The following is a 16,976-nucleotide window of genomic DNA, read 5'->3' as shown; positions in this document are numbered from 1 at the left end:
GATTGCCTTCTGTGATAAACTCACAAAAGGCGTTTTTTGACATGAAATAGACAACAAGAAATATTGTCTGTGACTTACTCTGCTGTTAGATTACAACACACTTTTAAGAGTATTGTTTGCGCAGCAGACACCGTGCTATACAACACCTGCACGGCAATAGCTGCTCTGCATCGAATCGGTTACAGTTTTACAAAATGGGGATAGTGGAAATGAAAAAACCATCATCGGTCTTGTGACCGGCATTGCGATGGTGTCCATGGCGGCAGCCGCGTCCACTGTCCTAGTGAAGCCCTCGATATCGGCATCGGTTGGAACACATCCGCGCAGCGGGTCGATATTTCGACCACGCAGGGCTATGACAAACCCAGCCTAGAAGAAATGCTGCCGATCGATTACCTCGGCATGACGATGGATGATCGGCGAAAACAATGCAACGGCCTATTGCTGTATGGACTTGTCCGGCGTACGCGTATTCTTCTACTGGTTCGATTACGCTGACCCCTACACGACACTAGCTGATAGCATCGTTCTGATGGCTTACTGCCGTGCCAAATCCCCGGTTTTACCACAAACAAAAGCCTGCACGATCATAACGATCGCACAGGCTTTTTCTCTCCGCACGGCGTTTTACATTTGCCGTACATTCCGGATTACAGGAGTGCACTCGGTTACATCAATACGTCGACACCCAGCCAACCCGCATCCGTATCAATATGGACTGCGTTTCCATGCACATCTTTTGGTACATCCTGCGAGACCACCGGCGGCTTGATATCACACGCCAAACCACGCTTGACCAACGCGGAAGCTGCATTGCCGCAGGTGATGTTAGTCAGCTCACAGAGCGCAGACTGCACCAGTTCATCCATCTCAGTCAACTCCATACCGGTCATGGATTGCAGTAAATTGAGCGCAAGCTCTTTGGAATACCCAAAGACGGCCCGCCCTTTCACATCCCCGACCAGCTCGATCGTGACAAAAATGTCTCCTTCCGGCTGATTCCGGTCGGCCACCTGCATCTGTGCACCATCCTGATGCAGTCCCGCCATGGTTTCCATCACATCCAGTGCGCTGTGAGAGAACAGGTCGACAAATTTATCAAACTCCGTCTGCTCATCTGCGTCTTTGCCGCCGGACACGATTTTCTGATCCGTATCAACCACATGGTAGATGAGCCATGCCGTTACCGTACCTGCCAGATCTTTCATGGTTTTTACGTCAAACCCGTTTTCCGTCAGACGCTTCTCGTAATTGAGCACGGTCTGGGTAAACTGACGGTGCTCCTCGCGGTGCGCTTCGAGACCGCTGTACCCAATGGACGCTTGATACGCTTCTTCATCCCGAAAGTGATAGATAACATAATCCTTCAGAAACTCCAAAACCTTCCGGTAGGTTTCTACCGTGGCTCCGTTCTTTACCGCAGTGACCAGTTCCTCCGTCATCCGGAACAACTCGATATGTTGTTCATCGATCCGGTCTACGCCGAGGCGGTAGCTGTCTTTCCACATCATGTGTTGTCAAACCCTCTTTATAACAAAATCTTGTATTATTGTATCATGCTTCGCACGGAAAGGCAAGCGTTCCTCACCTGACCGCGGCATACAAATATACACCGATTTAACAAACCTGCGGCTTCTTACCTTACAGACAATCTTCTCTTTCGTTCAGACAGCATACCTTTTAGGTCAGAAAATGCTCTGCTATCAAAATCACCAGCGGGATCGTCAGGATCGACAGCACCGTAGACGCACAGACATAGGCAACTGCGCGGCGGTAATCCTGTCCGAACTTCTGGGCAAAGATGCCCGTGCTGGTCGCCACCGGCGTGGCCGCCGCCACTAGCGTGATGAGTGCCACATCGCCGCGTGCAAAGGGCATTGGCAGGAACGCCAGTGCGGTCAGCAGCGGAATGGCAAACAGGCGCAGTGCTGCTACGACGTACAGCCGGGCGCCACAGACCAGATCGCGCGGCTTGATCTGCGACAGATAAAAGCCGAGCACCAGCATTGCCAGCGGCGTGTTGGCGTCCGCGATCAGCTCGATTGTGCCGCCCACGATGGTCGGCAGCGTCAGGCCGGATAAAAATAGGCCCAAACCGACCATCATCGAGATAAACACCGGGTTGATGAACACCTTTTTCACGTTGATTGTCTTGGGGTTGCCTGATATAATGACAATACCATAGGTCCATTGCAGTAGATTGAGCATGGAGGAAAACGCAACGACATAAAACGCCGCCTCTGCGCCGAACACCGAGGTGACCAGCGGAATGCCGATAAAGCCCGCGTTGCCGAATGCAGCGCTGAAGTTTTCGATGCGGTGCCGCATGCCGAACGCAATCCACGAAACCGCAATCGTCACCACAAAGGCGACGACGGCCAGCACCGCGGAAATGCCGAGCGCATACAGCTTCTGCGTGCTGTATTCCGTGATATAGCTGCGCACGATGACGCACGGGATCACAGCGTACAGCAGAATATTGGACAGATCCCGGCTGCCTTGCTCGGTCAGCATGCCCAGACGGGACAGCAGCAGACCAAGCAGCATCAGCAGGAACATGATGAGCGTTTGTTGAATGAGGACCTGTGTGATCATAAAATGTTCTTTCCTGTCAGTTTGAATTGAAAAGGAGGTTGTGGGTTGGAACTGTACCAGCTCAGACAATTTACAGCAGCGGCACGGCTGGAAAACATGACACGCGCCGCGCACGAACTCAATGTGGCGCAGCCCGCAATATCCAAGACGATCCGTCATCTGGAGAATGACCTGGGTGTCGAGCTGTTCGAGCGCACCGGCAAGGGACTGCGCCGTACAGAGGCGGGCGATATTCTGCTGCGCTATGCCCAGCAGATCTTACAGGCTGAGGAGGATGCGCGCCGCGAAATCGCGGAAAGTGCGCAGCAGGCCGGCAGCTTATGCATTTGCGCGCTGTCCTTAAGCGAACAGATTGGTGAGATTTTATCCGGTTTCACACGCGTCTGCGGAGACATTCGTTTCCGTGTGACCACTACGCCCGAGCAAAGCGATCTGCTGCTGGATTCCGCTGTCTCACGTGAAGAGATCCCCGCGGATGCGGAACTGCTCGGTAGTGAGGAGATCTGTCTGGCGGTGCCATCCTCGCACCGACTGGCAGAACAGGGATCGGTCGCACTATCCGAACTGACGGAAGACTCCTTCATCGTACTGCGCAACTCGCACTCGTTCCGACAGGTGTCCGAGCACATCTTCCACGCTACCGGTTTGAACCCTCGCATCGCCATTGAATGTGACAGTGCAGCCCTGCAAAACCGGCTGATTTCGCTTGGCATGGGCGTCGCATTAGTTGCATCCAATGCATGGCAGCATGCGCAGCAGAGCAGTGACATCCGCCTGCTGCACATCCGGGATGCCGACTGCCGCCGTTATCTCTATATACGAACACTCAGCCGGTATCAAACGCGCGGAATGCGGGACTTCAAAGCCTATCTTCGCCGTTTTTTTACCAATTTTCAGGTTTAGGTGCCGACTTCCAGCGGTACGGTTTCGCCGTCGTAAAATTGCCGCAGGCTTTCGAGCGAGCACTGCACCATATCAAATACTGCCTGATCAGTAAAGAATGCCATGTGCGGGGTAACGATGGTATTCTGGAAGGATTTAAGAATGATATAGTCGTGGTTGGTAACGCGGCTGTTATAGCTGTGGTCGACACGGATGACGTCATCCTCCCCCTCAAAGCAGTCCACGCCCACCGCGCCGATCCGGCCAGATTCAATGCCGTCGATCAGCGCACCGGTGTCGATCAGCGCGCCGCGCGCGCAATTAATGATCACCACGCCTGCCTTCATCTTATCGATTGCTTGCGCATTGATCATATGATGCGTGCTGTCATCCAGGAAAGTATGCAGCGTAATGACGTCTGCTTGTGCGTACAACTGGTCGAGCGAAACATACTCCACATTCGTCAAATTGGTCGACGGATAGGGGTCGTACGCGATGATGCGACAGCCGAAGCCGGACAGGTTTTCGATTACAGCCTTGCCGATCCGCCCGGTGCCAATCACGCCGACCGTCAGATTCTGCATTTCCATGCCGCGCGCGGCACCCGCAGCACCCAGCGAATAGTCTGCGGTGTGAGAGCGGAACATGATATATCCGATCTTGCGGATGCACATGAGCATGAGCATGACCGTGTAGTTTGCTACCGAATATGGCGAGTACCCCGCGTGCGACACACGAATCCCCAAACGGGCGGCAGCTTGCAGATCGACGTTATCAAAACCGATCGTGCGCAGCGCCACATAGTGAACGCCGTTCTCCGCCAGCGCCTCGAGTACCGGTGCGGACAGATTGCAGGTGCCCACACAGGACACGCCGTCAAAACCTTTCGTCAAGTTGACATTCTTCATGCTTAAGCCATCTGGCTGATAGGTCAGCGCAATATCCAGCGTCTGCGACCAGTGCTCAAAAAAGGCGCGTTCGTCCGGGCGGGCGCTGAACGCCATTACCTTCATTTGCATCTTTTTCACTCCTTGATCCATTCGTGGGTCAGTTTACCGAGAATTTCAATGCCGCGAACGATCTGCTCGTCCGTGGGGGTGGAATAATTCAGACGGAAACCGTTCGAAACCTTGCTTTCATCCGCGAGGAATGCCGATCCGGGTACGCACAGCACACCGCGCTTAATCGCCTCGCGCACAAAGGGCTGCGCATCCATTCCGTCCGGCAGGAACGCCATGACAAACAGACCGCCCTCAGGCTGGCCGAACTGCACAGCCGGATGGAAGGTGCGCCGCATGGTATCCAGCATGAGCTGACACTTGGCGCGGTAGATCTTGCGCGACTGTTCCAGATGCGCAGCAAAATCGTATTGGTTCATATAGGTGTCGCAGACATACTGGAATAGTACGTTGGAATGCACATCTGTCGTCTGCTTGGCAACCGTCAGCGGCATGGTCAGCGCCTTGTCGAACACCAGAAAGCCCAAACGGAACGCCGGTGCCATGACCTTGGAAAAGCTGCCCGCGTAGATAACGCGTCCTTCGGTATCCATCGACTTGATGGTAGGCACGTTTTCACCCGCGAAGCGCAGTTCACCGTATGGGTTGTCCTCGAGAATTACAATGTCATATCGGCAAGCCAGTTCGTACACCTTTTTGCGTTTTTCCTGCGTGGTAGTAATACCGGTCGGGTTCTGGAAGGACGGAATCGTATACAGCAGCTTGGCCTCGGGATGTGCCTTGAGCGCAGCCTCCAGCGCATCCACATCCATGCCGTCTTTCTGCATAGGAATACCTACCAGTTTCGCGCCATACGAGCGGAAGGTGTTCAAACAGCCGACGAACGCCGGCTCCTCGGTCAGGACAATGTCGCCTTCGTTGACCAGTGCCTTGGTGGTCAGATCGGCGCACTGCTGTCCGCCCGAGACAATGAACAATTCGTTTTTCTCAAAATCAAAGCCCTCCTGCGCGGCAAGATAACGCTTCATCGTCTCCCGCAACGGCATATACCCTTCGGACAATCCATATTGCAGCATGGAGACCGGTGCTTTTTGCAGCACTTCCGTCACGATCTGCTCAATTTCCGCGCAGGGAAATGTCTCTGCGGACGGATTGCCACCGCCAAACGAAATCATATTCGGATCAGCGCCAAGCTTGAACAACTCACGGATCGCCGAGCCATGCACGCCGGACAACCGGTTGGAAATCTGAAATTGCATATCAATACGCTCCCTGATTTGAAAATAAAAAAGGGCGCTGAAACCCTAAAACAGGTTTCAGCGCCTTTGCTGATGATATCAGTATACCAGCGTGCATGCAATTTGTCCAATAGATAACAGCTATAATGATATAACCATTAGGAATGTCATCGGATAATTTCTGCGCTTTTTCTGCTATACAGCGGCATGCAGTTGTGCTAAGATAGAGTAGGTTTGCGCCGCTTCAGCGGCTGCGGCCCTCACTTTTCAGAAAGGACGGCGCGCATGCTTTACCCCGCGCACACATTGAATAACCACCATGGAACAATCCCTCTCAACCACCCGTCTACTTGAGCAGCATACGGTGCGCCATCTAGTGCTGCGTCTGGGTATCCCAGCGATGTTTGGCCAGTTTTTTAACATTCTGTACAGCATTGTCGACCGTATTTTTGTCGGACAAATCCCGGAAACCGGCGGAATCGCGTTAGCAGCGATCGGCATATGTGCCCCGGCGCTGACTGCTATCACCGCCTTTGCTTATATGGTTGGCATCGGCGGCGCGTCTGCCATGAGCATCAGCCTTGGACAGAAAGAGCCGGAACGCGCCCGTGCGTTTCTTGGCAATGCACTGCTGCTTTTGCTCGGTATCTCGGCAGCTATAACCGTGTTGCTATTGCTATTTCGGCAGCCGGTGCTCTATCTGCTTGGATGCAGTGATGCAATGTTCCCCTATGCACAAAGCTATTTTACCATCTATCTGTGTGGTACAGTCGCTTCGCTGTGCAGCATAGGCCTAAATCAGTTCCTGCTCGCGCAAGGATATGCCCGGCAGGGCATGGTCTCGGTGGTAATCGGCGCGGGCGCCAATCTGCTCCTTGACCCGCTGCTCATCTTTGGGCTGAACATGGGTGTAGCAGGCGCTGCGGTCGCAACCGTGACTGCGCAAACCTGCATGGCGCTCTATGTGATTTTTCAACTGCGCCGCCCTGACATGCCGGTTCGGCTTGGTCTGCATCCATGGCAAAGCGCGCTGTGCCGCCGTATCGTGACCATTGGCTCAATGTCCTTTTTGATTACGATTCTGGATAACCTGATCATCATCCTCCTGAATATCGTATTGCGAAAATACGGCGGTGCGGTACAAGGCGACCGCCTGATCACCTGTGCAACCGTTGTACAGAGCTTTCTGACTATTGTGTTCTGCCCCGCGCAAGGCATTACTACAGGCTGTGGCACAATCTTCAGTTACCATTACGGCGCACAAAACTTCCCCAAAATCCGGCAGGCATTCGCGTACATGTTCGCACTTTGCGCACTATATATCGGCCTGATGCAGTTAAGCGTGCAGTTATATCCACAGGTGTTCGCCGGACTTTTTTTGCAGGACAGCAGCTTGCACGCGCTCGCCGCAAGCGCACTACGGCTTTACACGTTCGCTCTGATCGGCGTGGCCGTGCAGTATGCACTAGTCGACGGCCTGACCGCAATGGGCCTCATCCGCTATGCACTACCGCTTTCCGTGTTCCGCAAGCTGGTCTATTTGGTATGCATTTTCGCGCTGCCGCACTGGCTGGATATTCAATACATCTTTCTGGCAGGCACCATTTCAGACGCGATTGGTGCGTCGTTTAGCCTGCTGTTGTTTTTCTTCTATATTTTGCCGCGGCTGCAGTGTTCGGACAACCACGTATCCTAATATGAGCATCCTCTTGCTTGCATCTGTAAGCTATACGCCCGAACACCTAATCTCAGCAGAAAACGGACATGAAAACACCAAAGTTATTTATCTCAAAATCAAAAACTGCGAAGAAATCACAAAAAAGCCGCCTGTTCTTTCGAACAAGCGGCTTTCTTGGTATGCCTGATGCGATTTAAGCACATGGTCTTTGGCGTCGGAGCAGTTGACTCCGGCTGTTTTCATTGGTTGCAGCTTGGAAAGTGCGGTTTTCTCTCGTTTTTTGCGCATGACCGCCTGTTTTGCAACGCATGTACTTCACCGAAAACAAGCCGCGGACGCCAAGCCATCATACGGCAAAGCATGCATATTCAGATACCTTTAACCACAGTATGACATGAGAGTAAAACGGAGAATTTATTCGTTAATATAGTGCAACCTTTGCAGAAATTCTTTGTTTTGTGTTTTTTCGCAAATTGCATCAATACCAGATGATATGACCCAGATTGCCATCCCCCTTCTGGCACAGGTCACAAGCATATCAATAATCATTTCGTGATGTGCCGATTCCTGCCCCGCAAACGGAAAAAAACAGATCAGCAGCCGTGGATTGAGCAAATACCATTTATAGTAGGAAAACCGAAGCCGTTCCGGCAGGGTCCATTCACACAGCGGACGCAGCAGAGCATCCCCATTAAACCATCTCGATGCTTCCTGCTGAATATTTCCCATAATTTTTTTGCGGATAATGTGCCTCTCGGCTTTTGGAAGCAAGCAGATGCTCAGATTGTCCAGCGCGGTCAATTTATCAAACAATACGCCGCTTGGACGGTCCGGACGTTCAATTTGGATTCCGATTTCCGTACCAATAATGCGGGATAATTCGCTATGCTCATATTTTTTGCCATTCAGACGAAATTCTCCGCTCAACCAGCTTTGTTCCCGTAAAAAGCAATCCCGGATTTGTGATACCGTATTATAGTTTTCATCCCTCAGAAAAGCAATTTCACCGCTGCGAATCTGAAAATTCAATGGTTTCAGCTTGGGAAATGTCAGATTCTCAATCGACAGAATGATTTTTTCATCATGATGCGGCTCCGAACGGACTGTGCTACTCCGACGTTTCCACCCTAGAATTTCATACAGTCGATCGTCATATTCTTCCGGATATAATCGATAAAATGATTTTCGATTTTTGATAATTTCAACCCGGCTGGTATATTGATACAGAAATTCTTCATCCATATCACAGAGCATCACGGAGGTCCCCTGCTTGAGCAAAATCTGGATGCACTGCATGAGCTGCTCCAAATCCTTCCACCGCAGAATCTCCGTCAATCGATCCAAAATGAGTAACTCGCTTTTCCAAAACCAAACACGGAACACAGAAAGCCGATAGTAATCCAGCAAGGAAAGTGAGCAAAGCTTTTGCGTCCATGAAAAAAGCAGCCCCATCTGCTGCAGCATTTCCGCTGTTTCCGACGTGTGCAGCGCAGCTTCTGCTTCCTTATTCTTTCGCCACCGCATCGGTTTACTCAGAGCCATCATAAAATCCCAGACCGTCAATTCTTTGGAATCAAACCGAAATTTATCGGCTATGATACTGTGCTGCATGACCCAATGCTCTAAATCGATAGAACCCATACGGCGTCCATATAAAAAGACTTTTCCGCTTTTCATATGCGAGTAACCCTTGAAAATATCCAAGAAAGCAGTACCGGATGTTAAGTGCTCATCCACGTAGATTCCGATGCACTCTCCACGGGAAATCGCAATATCAAATTGATAATCGTTTCCTTCTCGCTGAAAATGGCCATTTTCAATACGGATTAGTTCTTCTTTCATCGATTATCCATCCTCCTGCGATAGCAGAGGAAGCGTGATGCAGCACTCCGTACCAATACCAGCTGCACTGTAAATCCGAAGGCCGTAATCTTCTCCAAACATCAGTCGGATTCGACTGTTGACATTCCGCAGCGCAATGCCGCCTCGCTGCTGACCGCTGACAGCTGTGCTGTCCCCTGCAAACTGTGCATTTAATCTTTCGACCTGTTCTTCCGGCATGCCGATACCATCGTCGCGCACACGCAAAAACAGAGTCTGTTCGCTGTTTTCCACAATGATCCGAACCGTACCATGCTCAATCTTACCTTCCAGCCCATGTGAAACCGCGTTCTCAACAAGAGGCTGCAAAATAAGCTTGGGCATGCGTGCCTCCAACAGATTTTCATTTTCCATTTCCAACTCCAGAGAGAGTTTGTCACCAAAACGGCAGCGCTGAATGGTAAAATAATTTTCAGCATTGTCCAGTTCATCGGAAAAGGTGACGTATTCCTGCACATTGGAAATGGTATAACGAAAGAAAGTGGCTAAAGCCTCGGTAGTTTCAGCGATTTCTTCGCAATCCGCCAGCAGCGCATCGGCACGGATTGCTTCCAACGCATTATAAAGAAAATGCGGATTGATCTGATTTTGCAGCGCGAGATATTCCGCCTGTTTCTGCCGTAACTTCGTGATTTCTTCACCATGCAGCCGGTCCTCAATAGCACCCAGAAATGCACTCAAATTCGGACTTCTGCTCCAGTCCAAACGCAGCACAGCTTCCAGATTTTTATCATTTTTATAACGTCGAAGTGCGCGCCAGAATTGCAATCCACCTCTCAACGACATAGGATCACCTTACTTGTACAGCTTTTTATAATCCGATGGACTTACGCCTGTCCTTTTTTTGAACAGGCGGGAAAAATACTTCAGATCCCGGTAGCCTACCATTTCTGCAACATCCTGAATGGACAAGCCATCCGCACAAAGCAGCTCTTTGGATTTATTGATCCGCAGTTCGGTCAAATAATCCATAAAATTCTGACCGGTCTCCTTTTTAAATAGGGCAGAAAAATAGGTTGCATTGAATCCAACCGCACTGCTGACATCCTCCAGACGCAATGCTTCTTGATAATGCTGCTGGATATAGCGCTTGGCTTCGGTGATCGGACGCGTTTCTTTTCGAGATTTTTCTTCCTTAAGCGACTGGATCTGCTGCCGGATGCCTTCTCGCAGCAATCGGAAAATATCTTGTGCGTTGGTGCATCGCCAGAATTTTTCCCGCATGGTTTCTGAAAACAGATCTTCTACGTTTCCGCTTTGCTTCATACCGTAATTGGCGGCATCCACAATCTGTTCAAACCAGTCTTCCAGCATTTGTCCATTCAGCGGTTTTCTTGGCAAGATACAGCGATAACTATCATCCAATTCCTGTTGAAACCGCTCTTCGTCCAGGCATTCCGCCGCTTCCTGGAATCGCTTTTTCTGCGCAGGGTCCATTTGATATCGTTCGCCCAATGCAGGCGATTCGGCCTCCGCATCCCGCCATGGCTGCACCCGGCAAAGTCGATCCAGACAAAGCCACATCGCTTCACGCATGGAAATATCCATTTGTTCCAGACAGTTTTTTCGACTGCCCAAGCAGATTGTGCTTCGGATATCCCAAAACAAATCGCGCTGTTTTTCGATCTCCTTACGAATCTTCGTGAACGCCTGTTTAACTTCGACCGCCTGATAATTCCGCAGGAATAATATGGCTGCTACGCCTTCCTTTTGGACAGAAACTGCATATTCATCGGCCAGTTGATGAACCTCACGTCGCACAATCTCCAAAGCATGATGCATGATCATCTGGTATCCATCTCGATACTGTTCTGCATTGGAGATATCCGGTTTAACTAGAACAGCGAAATAACTGCCCGCTGCAAAGTGAAAGCCATATTCTGACGCTGCTTGTTCCGCGTTTAGAAAGGACTCATGTCGGGCAACAGCATTTTCAAGCGCAGCCATCAGCTGTTCCTGACACCGCTCCCCGCTCTTTTTCAACTGAAATTCCAGTTCCGCTTCCTCTCCCAGTTTATCCTTTAAGCGAAGCAGAATCCCGCACAGTTCTTCCTGCTTGAGCGGTTTGAGAAGATAATCCTCAACACCATATTTCAGGGCATTCTGTGCATATTCAAATTGGCGATACCCACTGATTACAATTGAATGCAATTTGGGCTGCAGCTCCTTGGCACGACGGATTAAATCAATTCCGTCACAACCGGGCATGCGTATATCGGTTATAAGCAGGTGAGGCTGCTTTTCTTTTACCAGCTCCAGAGCACGAAAGCCGTCATTGGCAATTCCGACGACTTCATAACCAAGCGATTGCCAATCAATTAGCTTCTGCATCAGCAAAATCACTTTGATTTCATCGTCTGCAAGAACTACCCTTAACATAATCCACCCCCGGTAAATACGGATGCTATAAGAAAAGGGAAAACGAATTCGTTTTCCCTTTTCCATATTCATCATAACACTTTAGCTGACGTTTGCCAAATGAAAATCATGCATATACGAATAAGGGCTCTTATTCGTAATCCGCAACATTGGATGCGTCGATCCAGGTGTTGTCAGTGATGATCACGTTCTCATCCAGCGTACCGCCGTCGAGCAGCGTAACAGCGGCTTCGATAGCGTTGGCAGCCATTGCGCCGCCGTTCTGGGAAACCGTGCCGGTGATGCGGCCATCATTGATGGCTTCAAAGCCGTCCGGCGTACCATCGACACCCGCAATAACAATACCGCTGTTCGCACCAGCTGCATTGCCGGCGCCAACTGCCATGCCGTCATTCTCGCAGATGATCGCATCCAGATCATATGCGGACAGCCAGCTCTCCACCGTTGCCTGCGCGCTGGCAGTATCCCACTGGCAGTCTGCCGGTGCAACGACTTGAACCATGTCCGGATAATTCTTCAAAACATTCTCATAGCCTTCCATGCGCTGCAATCCACCCGAGTCACCGGAGGGGCCGGTCAGGATCGCGATGTTGCCTTTGCCATTCAGCAGATCCGCAACATGCTGCATTTCGGTCTCGCCAGCCTTGACATTATCGCCATAGGAAACCGCCGAAATGCCGTAATTTTCCCAATCGGTGCAAGCCGAAATGATGTTGATTACAACCACACCCGCATCCGCTGCGCTCTTGGCCGCATCGCACAGACCGTCTGGATCAACAGGCTCAAACAGAATCGCATTATAGCCTTCGGAGACACACTGCTCAATCTGGCTGATCTGCGTGGCAGCATCCTGATCCGCGCTCAGGATCGTCAGGTCAACGCCCATCTCCTCGGCCTTTGCCTCGGCTGCTTCGGATACTGCAATCTGGAATGCATTGGTCTGATGCTGCTGAATCAGCGCAATCTTATAAGCACCGTCGGTTGAATCTGTGCCTGCATCAGAATTCTGCGAATCATTGGTTGCGGTGTTGCCGCAGCCGGTTGCCACGCCCAGCGTCATTGCGCCAGCCATCAGCATGGCAATAAGTCTCTTTTTACTCATTTTACTTCCTCCTCAAATGCATTTATGATAAGAACAGGACAGGATTTTGCCCTTGTTCCTAACATCCGTCAGTCTTTCTTACTCTTACCCTTGACATCAATCAGAACCGCCAGAACAATAATGGCACCCTTTACGATCTTCTGCCAGTGCGACGAAACACCCATGATATCCAGACCATTTGCAATTACCGTGATCAGCAAGCAGCCGACAACAACCCCCCACGACTTGCCAACGCCGCCCGACATGGATACGCCGCCGACAACGCATGCGGTAATCGCGTCCATTTCATAGCTTTCTGCTGCAGTCGGTTGTCCAATCGTAACACGAGAGGTCATCAAGAAGCCGCTCAAGCCTGCCAGCAAGCCGGCAATCGCAAAGGTGGAAATGCGGATCATCGTCGTATTGATACCAGAAACGCGAGCTGCCTGTAAGTTGCCTCCGCAGGCATAAACGCGACGACCATAAACCGTTTTAGATAACACGAAAGAACAAATCAGAATAACAATCACTAAGAAAATCGCCAGCATCGGGATACCAGCAATCGAGTTTGCGGCAACCGCCCTATATTCCTGGCTGATACCGGTAATCGGCTTACCGTTGGAAGTCAAAAGTGCCAAGCCACGGACCGCGGTCATGGTGCCAAGCGTCATAATGAACGGCGGCAAATCGCCCACTGCGACGCCAACGCCGTTGACAACGCCGACGGCAAGTCCTGCCAGCATGGCGATAACGAGCGGTACGATCAGCGGATACTGTCCCTGCCCCAGCATTGCAGCTAAAATGCCTGCAAATGCAACCGTGGAGCCGACCGACATATCAAAACCACCGGCAATGATGACAAACATCATGCCAAATGCCAGAATGCCATTGATCGATGCCTGCTTTAAGATATTGACCAAATTGCTTGGCTGAATGAAGCTGGGCTTCAAGCAAGTCAACACAATTACCAACGCAATAAAGATCACGAAAATAAAATATTCACTGACCAGTGCTTTTGCACTTTTCGTCTTTTTCATAGTTTCCCCTTCCTTTATACCTCAATGGCTGAGGCGAGCGTCATAATCCGTTCCTGCGAGAACTCATCCCGTGTAACCTCGCCCGAAAGCTTGCCTTCGCACATTACCATAATCCGATCGCAAACACCCATCAGCTCTGGAATTTCCGAAGAAATCATGATAACCGCTTTACCTTGCTGCACCAAACTGCCCAGCAGCAGATAAATGTCGCGCTTTGCACCGACATCGATACCTCGGGTGGGCTCATCCAAAATAATAATATCCGGATCGTTCAGCAGCCACTTTGCAATAACCACTTTCTGCTGATTGCCGCCGGACAAATTACCAACAATCTGATCGCCGGAAGGAGTTTTGATATTCAGTTTTTTGATATACTCCATTGAGGCACTGCGTGCTTTATTTTTGTTATACAAACCATTGGTGACCAGTTTTTGAATGGCAACCATCGCAATGTTATCGTTGACCGAACCGCTTAGGTTCAGGCCGGTTACCTTACGGTCTTCTGTGATTAAGGCGACGCCTTCCTTGATGATATCGTGTGGCGAGTGCACATTGACTTTTTTGCCCTTAACAAAAATTTCTCCGCCGGAAAGCTCATGCATACCGAAAATGCCTTCCACCAATTCGCTGCGTCCTGCGCCGACCAGGCCGCCGATTCCAAGGATTTCTCCCTTACGGACAGAAAAACTGACACCTTTCACCTTGTTATCCGCACGGACAATATCTTTGGCTTCAAAAACGACATCGCCGATTTGTGCATCCAATTTCGGGAATACATCCGTAATCTCACGACCGACCATCATTTTAATCAGCTGCGCTTCGTTTAGGTCTTTTGTGTCACCCGAACCAATGTACTGACCATCACGATATACGCTGACACGATCACAAATGGTGAAGATTTCATCCATACGATGCGATATGTAAATGATGGCAACGCCTTTTTCTTTCAGCCTGCGAATATGGCCAAACAACAGCTCCACTTCGCGTTCCGTGATGGCGGCCGTTGGCTCATCCATTATAATAACTTTTGCCTTGATAGAGATCGCCTTGATGATTTCGATCAACTGACACTGTGCAACGGTCAGATTGCGAAGCTTTTCCTTAGGAGATACGTGCAGTCCGCATTCTTCAATCAGCTTTTGCGCCTCTTCTATTTCTGCTTTGTTATCTACCAAACCGTGCTTACGCAGCTCCCGGCCTACAAAAATGTTTTCATACACGGTCATATCCAGAATCGGATTCAATTCCTGATGAATCATTGCAACACCATGATCCATGGCCTCTTTGGGATTAGAAACCTTATATGGCTGCCCATTAAAGAGGATTTCCCCGCCTTCATCCTTGGTGTAAATGCCCATCAAGATTTTCATCAGTGTGGATTTTCCCGCACCGTTTTCTCCCATAAGCGCATGCACTTCTCCGGGTTTTATCTGAAGCTGTACATGGTTCAGCGCTTTGACGCCGGGAAATGTTTTGCTGATATCCTTCATTTCCAGAATATACTCCATGCTTTTCCCTCCCCGCTTTTCATTTCCTTGTGATAATTTTATCAAAGTATTTCATATTCTCAAACTTTCATTTTTCACATGAGGGGGGAGGATTTTTGGATATTTTGTAAAATAGTGAATATAGAACAAATCACCGATTCAATTTTGTATATTTTATACATTAAAATTTGCACATTTAAAACATTTTATACATAAAAGAAACTTACTGTTATTGCATATTATCCAATATTCAACCTGAGGTTAATTTTAAAACAAATGCGCATAAATTGTACTGCTATCCTCAGCCCGCCCCAAATTCCACTTCATGCATAAAGCACACACTGATTGTGCGCAGACACGGCCAAAGAATGGAAAACCTTCTCCTTTTACAACTATCTGTCCATTTTCAAGTAATCTGCCCACTTATTTATACAAGACGGACAATCCATACAGCAATCTCTTTTCTGCAAAGAACAGCCGAAATGCCGGCTGTCTGTTTACTGTTTCTGCGGACTTTGACCAACAGGATGAACTCCGAATCTGACGTCTTTTCTTAATCTGTGCAAACAGTTAAAAAAGCCGCCTGTTCTTACGAACAAGCGGCTTTCTTGGTACGCCCGATGCACTCCAAACGCACAGCCTTCAGAGCCAAAGCGATTCGTCCCGACCGTTTCCCAATGATTGCTGCTTCAAAAATGCATTTTTTCTTTTCTTCATATAATCGTCTGTTATTCCATGGATAAACACCGTCAAAAACAGGTTGCGGATGCCAAGTCATCACACAGCAGAACAGGTTAGCCCTATAACGCCTGAATGCGCAGCGGGACTTGAAGCTGTTGCGCCTTAGTCAGCGCATTATGAAACACTTCGAGAAAATCCTCGCCGCTACTGGTCACAAAGTAATTGCCAAGGTCTGTGATCGAGTTGCTGATCCGATCGCCCCATGGCGGTGTCAGCGAACGATCCTCGATATCCCAAATCACTTGATCGGGTGCAAGCTGAGCAAGCCCCCGCTTGATCTGCGCCAGCTCTTTTTCCGCCTGCTGCAAGTGCTCTACAGGCAATTCGCCTTGATATAACTCCCGCATGATATGGGGATATTTGCTGCCCCACTGCTCGTTCTCCAGCCGTCTACACACGGTCGAGAAGAAAGCGTGCAGGAAATCGCCGCCAATCGTGTACAAATACCGTTTTACCGTAAATCCTACTGCCATATCGCACCTCTATTGCATTTAAAATAAGTTTAATTCTTGTGATGTTTGCCACGCCGCTCTCTATTCAGAAAACTGACGGCAAATCTGACGGTATACAATAAATGAGATCACCAGTGTCAATCCATCGGCAATAAACTGCGCCCAAACCACACCGTATAACTGAAACAGCACATTCATAAGAAACATTAAGGGAATATAAATGATTCCCTGACGACAGGATGACAGCAGCAGAGACTGAGGTCCCTTTCCCATTGCCTGCAAGGTATGGAGTGATACAATAAAACCGCACACCCAAGGTGGTATAATGAAGAACAGAAAGGGTGTTGAAGATGGGACAGAAATACAGTGCAGAATACAAGGCAGACGTGCTGAAATTAGCTGACGAAATCGGAGTGAGCGCAGCGTGTCGGCAGTTGGGCATCTCCACGAAGACCGTATACAACTGGCGGAGAGCAGCGCGGCTGGACAAAGGTGAAGTCTGTGGCGTAAAGCCGGGCGAAACGCCGGGGCAGGCTGTAGAGCGTTTGACCCGCGAGATCCGTGAA

Annotated in this window: 14 protein-coding genes; 3 read left to right on the top strand and 11 right to left on the bottom strand. The window is 49.8% G+C overall.

The window, feature by feature from the left end; genetic code table 11:
* Nucleotides 1-668: 668 nt before the first annotated feature.
* On the bottom strand, nucleotides 669-1,511 hold the full coding sequence (locus ACTQ34_RS03275) for a bacteriohemerythrin (protein ID WP_441362486.1): 843 nt from the start codon (nucleotides 1,509-1,511) through the stop codon (nucleotides 669-671).
* A 169-nt stretch (nucleotides 1,512-1,680) separates the two neighbouring features.
* Complete coding sequence (locus ACTQ34_RS03270; protein ID WP_441362485.1) at nucleotides 1,681-2,595, bottom strand: AEC family transporter; 915 nt, start codon at nucleotides 2,593-2,595, stop codon at nucleotides 1,681-1,683.
* 45 nt (nucleotides 2,596-2,640) lie between these two features.
* On the opposite strand from ACTQ34_RS03270, the gene ACTQ34_RS03265 reads away from it, so the two are divergent.
* The gene (locus tag ACTQ34_RS03265; RefSeq protein WP_441362484.1) at nucleotides 2,641-3,498 is read left to right on the top strand and encodes a LysR family transcriptional regulator; all 858 of its coding nucleotides are present in this window, start codon (nucleotides 2,641-2,643) and stop codon (nucleotides 3,496-3,498) included.
* Here ACTQ34_RS03265 and ACTQ34_RS03260 read toward each other — a convergent pair.
* Together ACTQ34_RS03260 and ACTQ34_RS03255 are read right to left on the bottom strand one after the other, a co-directional pair.
* Nucleotides 3,495-4,496: a D-isomer specific 2-hydroxyacid dehydrogenase family protein gene (locus tag ACTQ34_RS03260; protein WP_441362483.1), complete on the bottom strand. Its 1,002-nt coding sequence runs from the start codon at nucleotides 4,494-4,496 to the stop codon at nucleotides 3,495-3,497. The genes ACTQ34_RS03265 and ACTQ34_RS03260 overlap by 4 nt on opposite strands.
* 5 nt (nucleotides 4,497-4,501) lie before the next feature.
* Nucleotides 4,502-5,695, bottom strand: coding sequence for an aminotransferase-like domain-containing protein (locus ACTQ34_RS03255; protein WP_441362482.1), 1,194 nt, complete (start codon nucleotides 5,693-5,695; stop codon nucleotides 4,502-4,504).
* Between the two features lie 298 nt (nucleotides 5,696-5,993).
* Between ACTQ34_RS03255 and ACTQ34_RS03250 the strand changes: the two genes are divergently transcribed.
* Nucleotides 5,994-7,370 carry an MATE family efflux transporter gene (locus ACTQ34_RS03250; RefSeq protein WP_441362481.1) on the top strand — a complete coding sequence of 459 codons (1,377 nt, stop codon included), beginning with the start codon at nucleotides 5,994-5,996 and terminating at the stop codon, nucleotides 7,368-7,370.
* A gap of 396 nt (nucleotides 7,371-7,766) precedes the next feature.
* Here the strand turns inward: ACTQ34_RS03250 and ACTQ34_RS03245 are convergent, their stop codons facing one another.
* The 7 genes from ACTQ34_RS03245 to ACTQ34_RS03215 form a co-directional block, all read right to left on the bottom strand.
* Entirely contained in the window at nucleotides 7,767-8,594 is an 828-nt protein-coding gene (locus ACTQ34_RS03245; RefSeq protein WP_441362480.1) for a hypothetical protein, read from the bottom strand.
* Between the two features lie 603 nt (nucleotides 8,595-9,197).
* Nucleotides 9,198-10,019 carry a sensor histidine kinase gene (locus ACTQ34_RS03240; RefSeq protein WP_441362479.1) on the bottom strand — a complete coding sequence of 274 codons (822 nt, stop codon included), beginning with the start codon at nucleotides 10,017-10,019 and terminating at the stop codon, nucleotides 9,198-9,200.
* Nucleotides 10,020-10,028: 9 nt separating this feature from the next.
* Nucleotides 10,029-11,612 (bottom strand): response regulator transcription factor, encoded by a 1,584-nt coding sequence (locus ACTQ34_RS03235; RefSeq protein WP_441362478.1) that lies wholly within the window; start codon nucleotides 11,610-11,612, stop codon nucleotides 10,029-10,031.
* 130 nt (nucleotides 11,613-11,742) lie between these two features.
* Nucleotides 11,743-12,714 (bottom strand): sugar ABC transporter substrate-binding protein, encoded by a 972-nt coding sequence (locus tag ACTQ34_RS03230; RefSeq protein ID WP_441362477.1) that lies wholly within the window; start codon nucleotides 12,712-12,714, stop codon nucleotides 11,743-11,745.
* A 68-nt stretch (nucleotides 12,715-12,782) separates the two neighbouring features.
* Nucleotides 12,783-13,730 carry an ABC transporter permease gene (locus ACTQ34_RS03225; RefSeq protein ID WP_373166487.1) on the bottom strand — a complete coding sequence of 316 codons (948 nt, stop codon included), beginning with the start codon at nucleotides 13,728-13,730 and terminating at the stop codon, nucleotides 12,783-12,785.
* Between the two features lie 14 nt (nucleotides 13,731-13,744).
* A complete protein-coding gene (locus tag ACTQ34_RS03220; protein WP_373166486.1) occupies nucleotides 13,745-15,238 on the bottom strand; it encodes a sugar ABC transporter ATP-binding protein in 1,494 nt (497 codons plus the stop codon).
* A 779-nt stretch (nucleotides 15,239-16,017) separates the two neighbouring features.
* Complete coding sequence (locus tag ACTQ34_RS03215) at nucleotides 16,018-16,431, bottom strand: immunity 70 family protein (RefSeq protein WP_441362476.1); 414 nt, start codon at nucleotides 16,429-16,431, stop codon at nucleotides 16,018-16,020.
* Between the two features lie 329 nt (nucleotides 16,432-16,760).
* On the opposite strand from ACTQ34_RS03215, the gene ACTQ34_RS03210 reads away from it, so the two are divergent.
* Nucleotides 16,761-16,976, top strand: a 216-nt coding sequence (locus tag ACTQ34_RS03210; RefSeq protein ID WP_441362475.1) for a transposase, incomplete at its 3' end; no start/stop codon positions are given.

This window comes from Agathobaculum sp. LCP25S3_E8 (assembly GCF_052117165.1).
Lineage (GTDB): Bacteria > Bacillota > Clostridia > Oscillospirales > Butyricicoccaceae > Agathobaculum.
The sequence above is the reverse complement of the archived record's forward strand: the minus strand, read 5'-3'. Positions and strand labels throughout refer to the sequence as shown.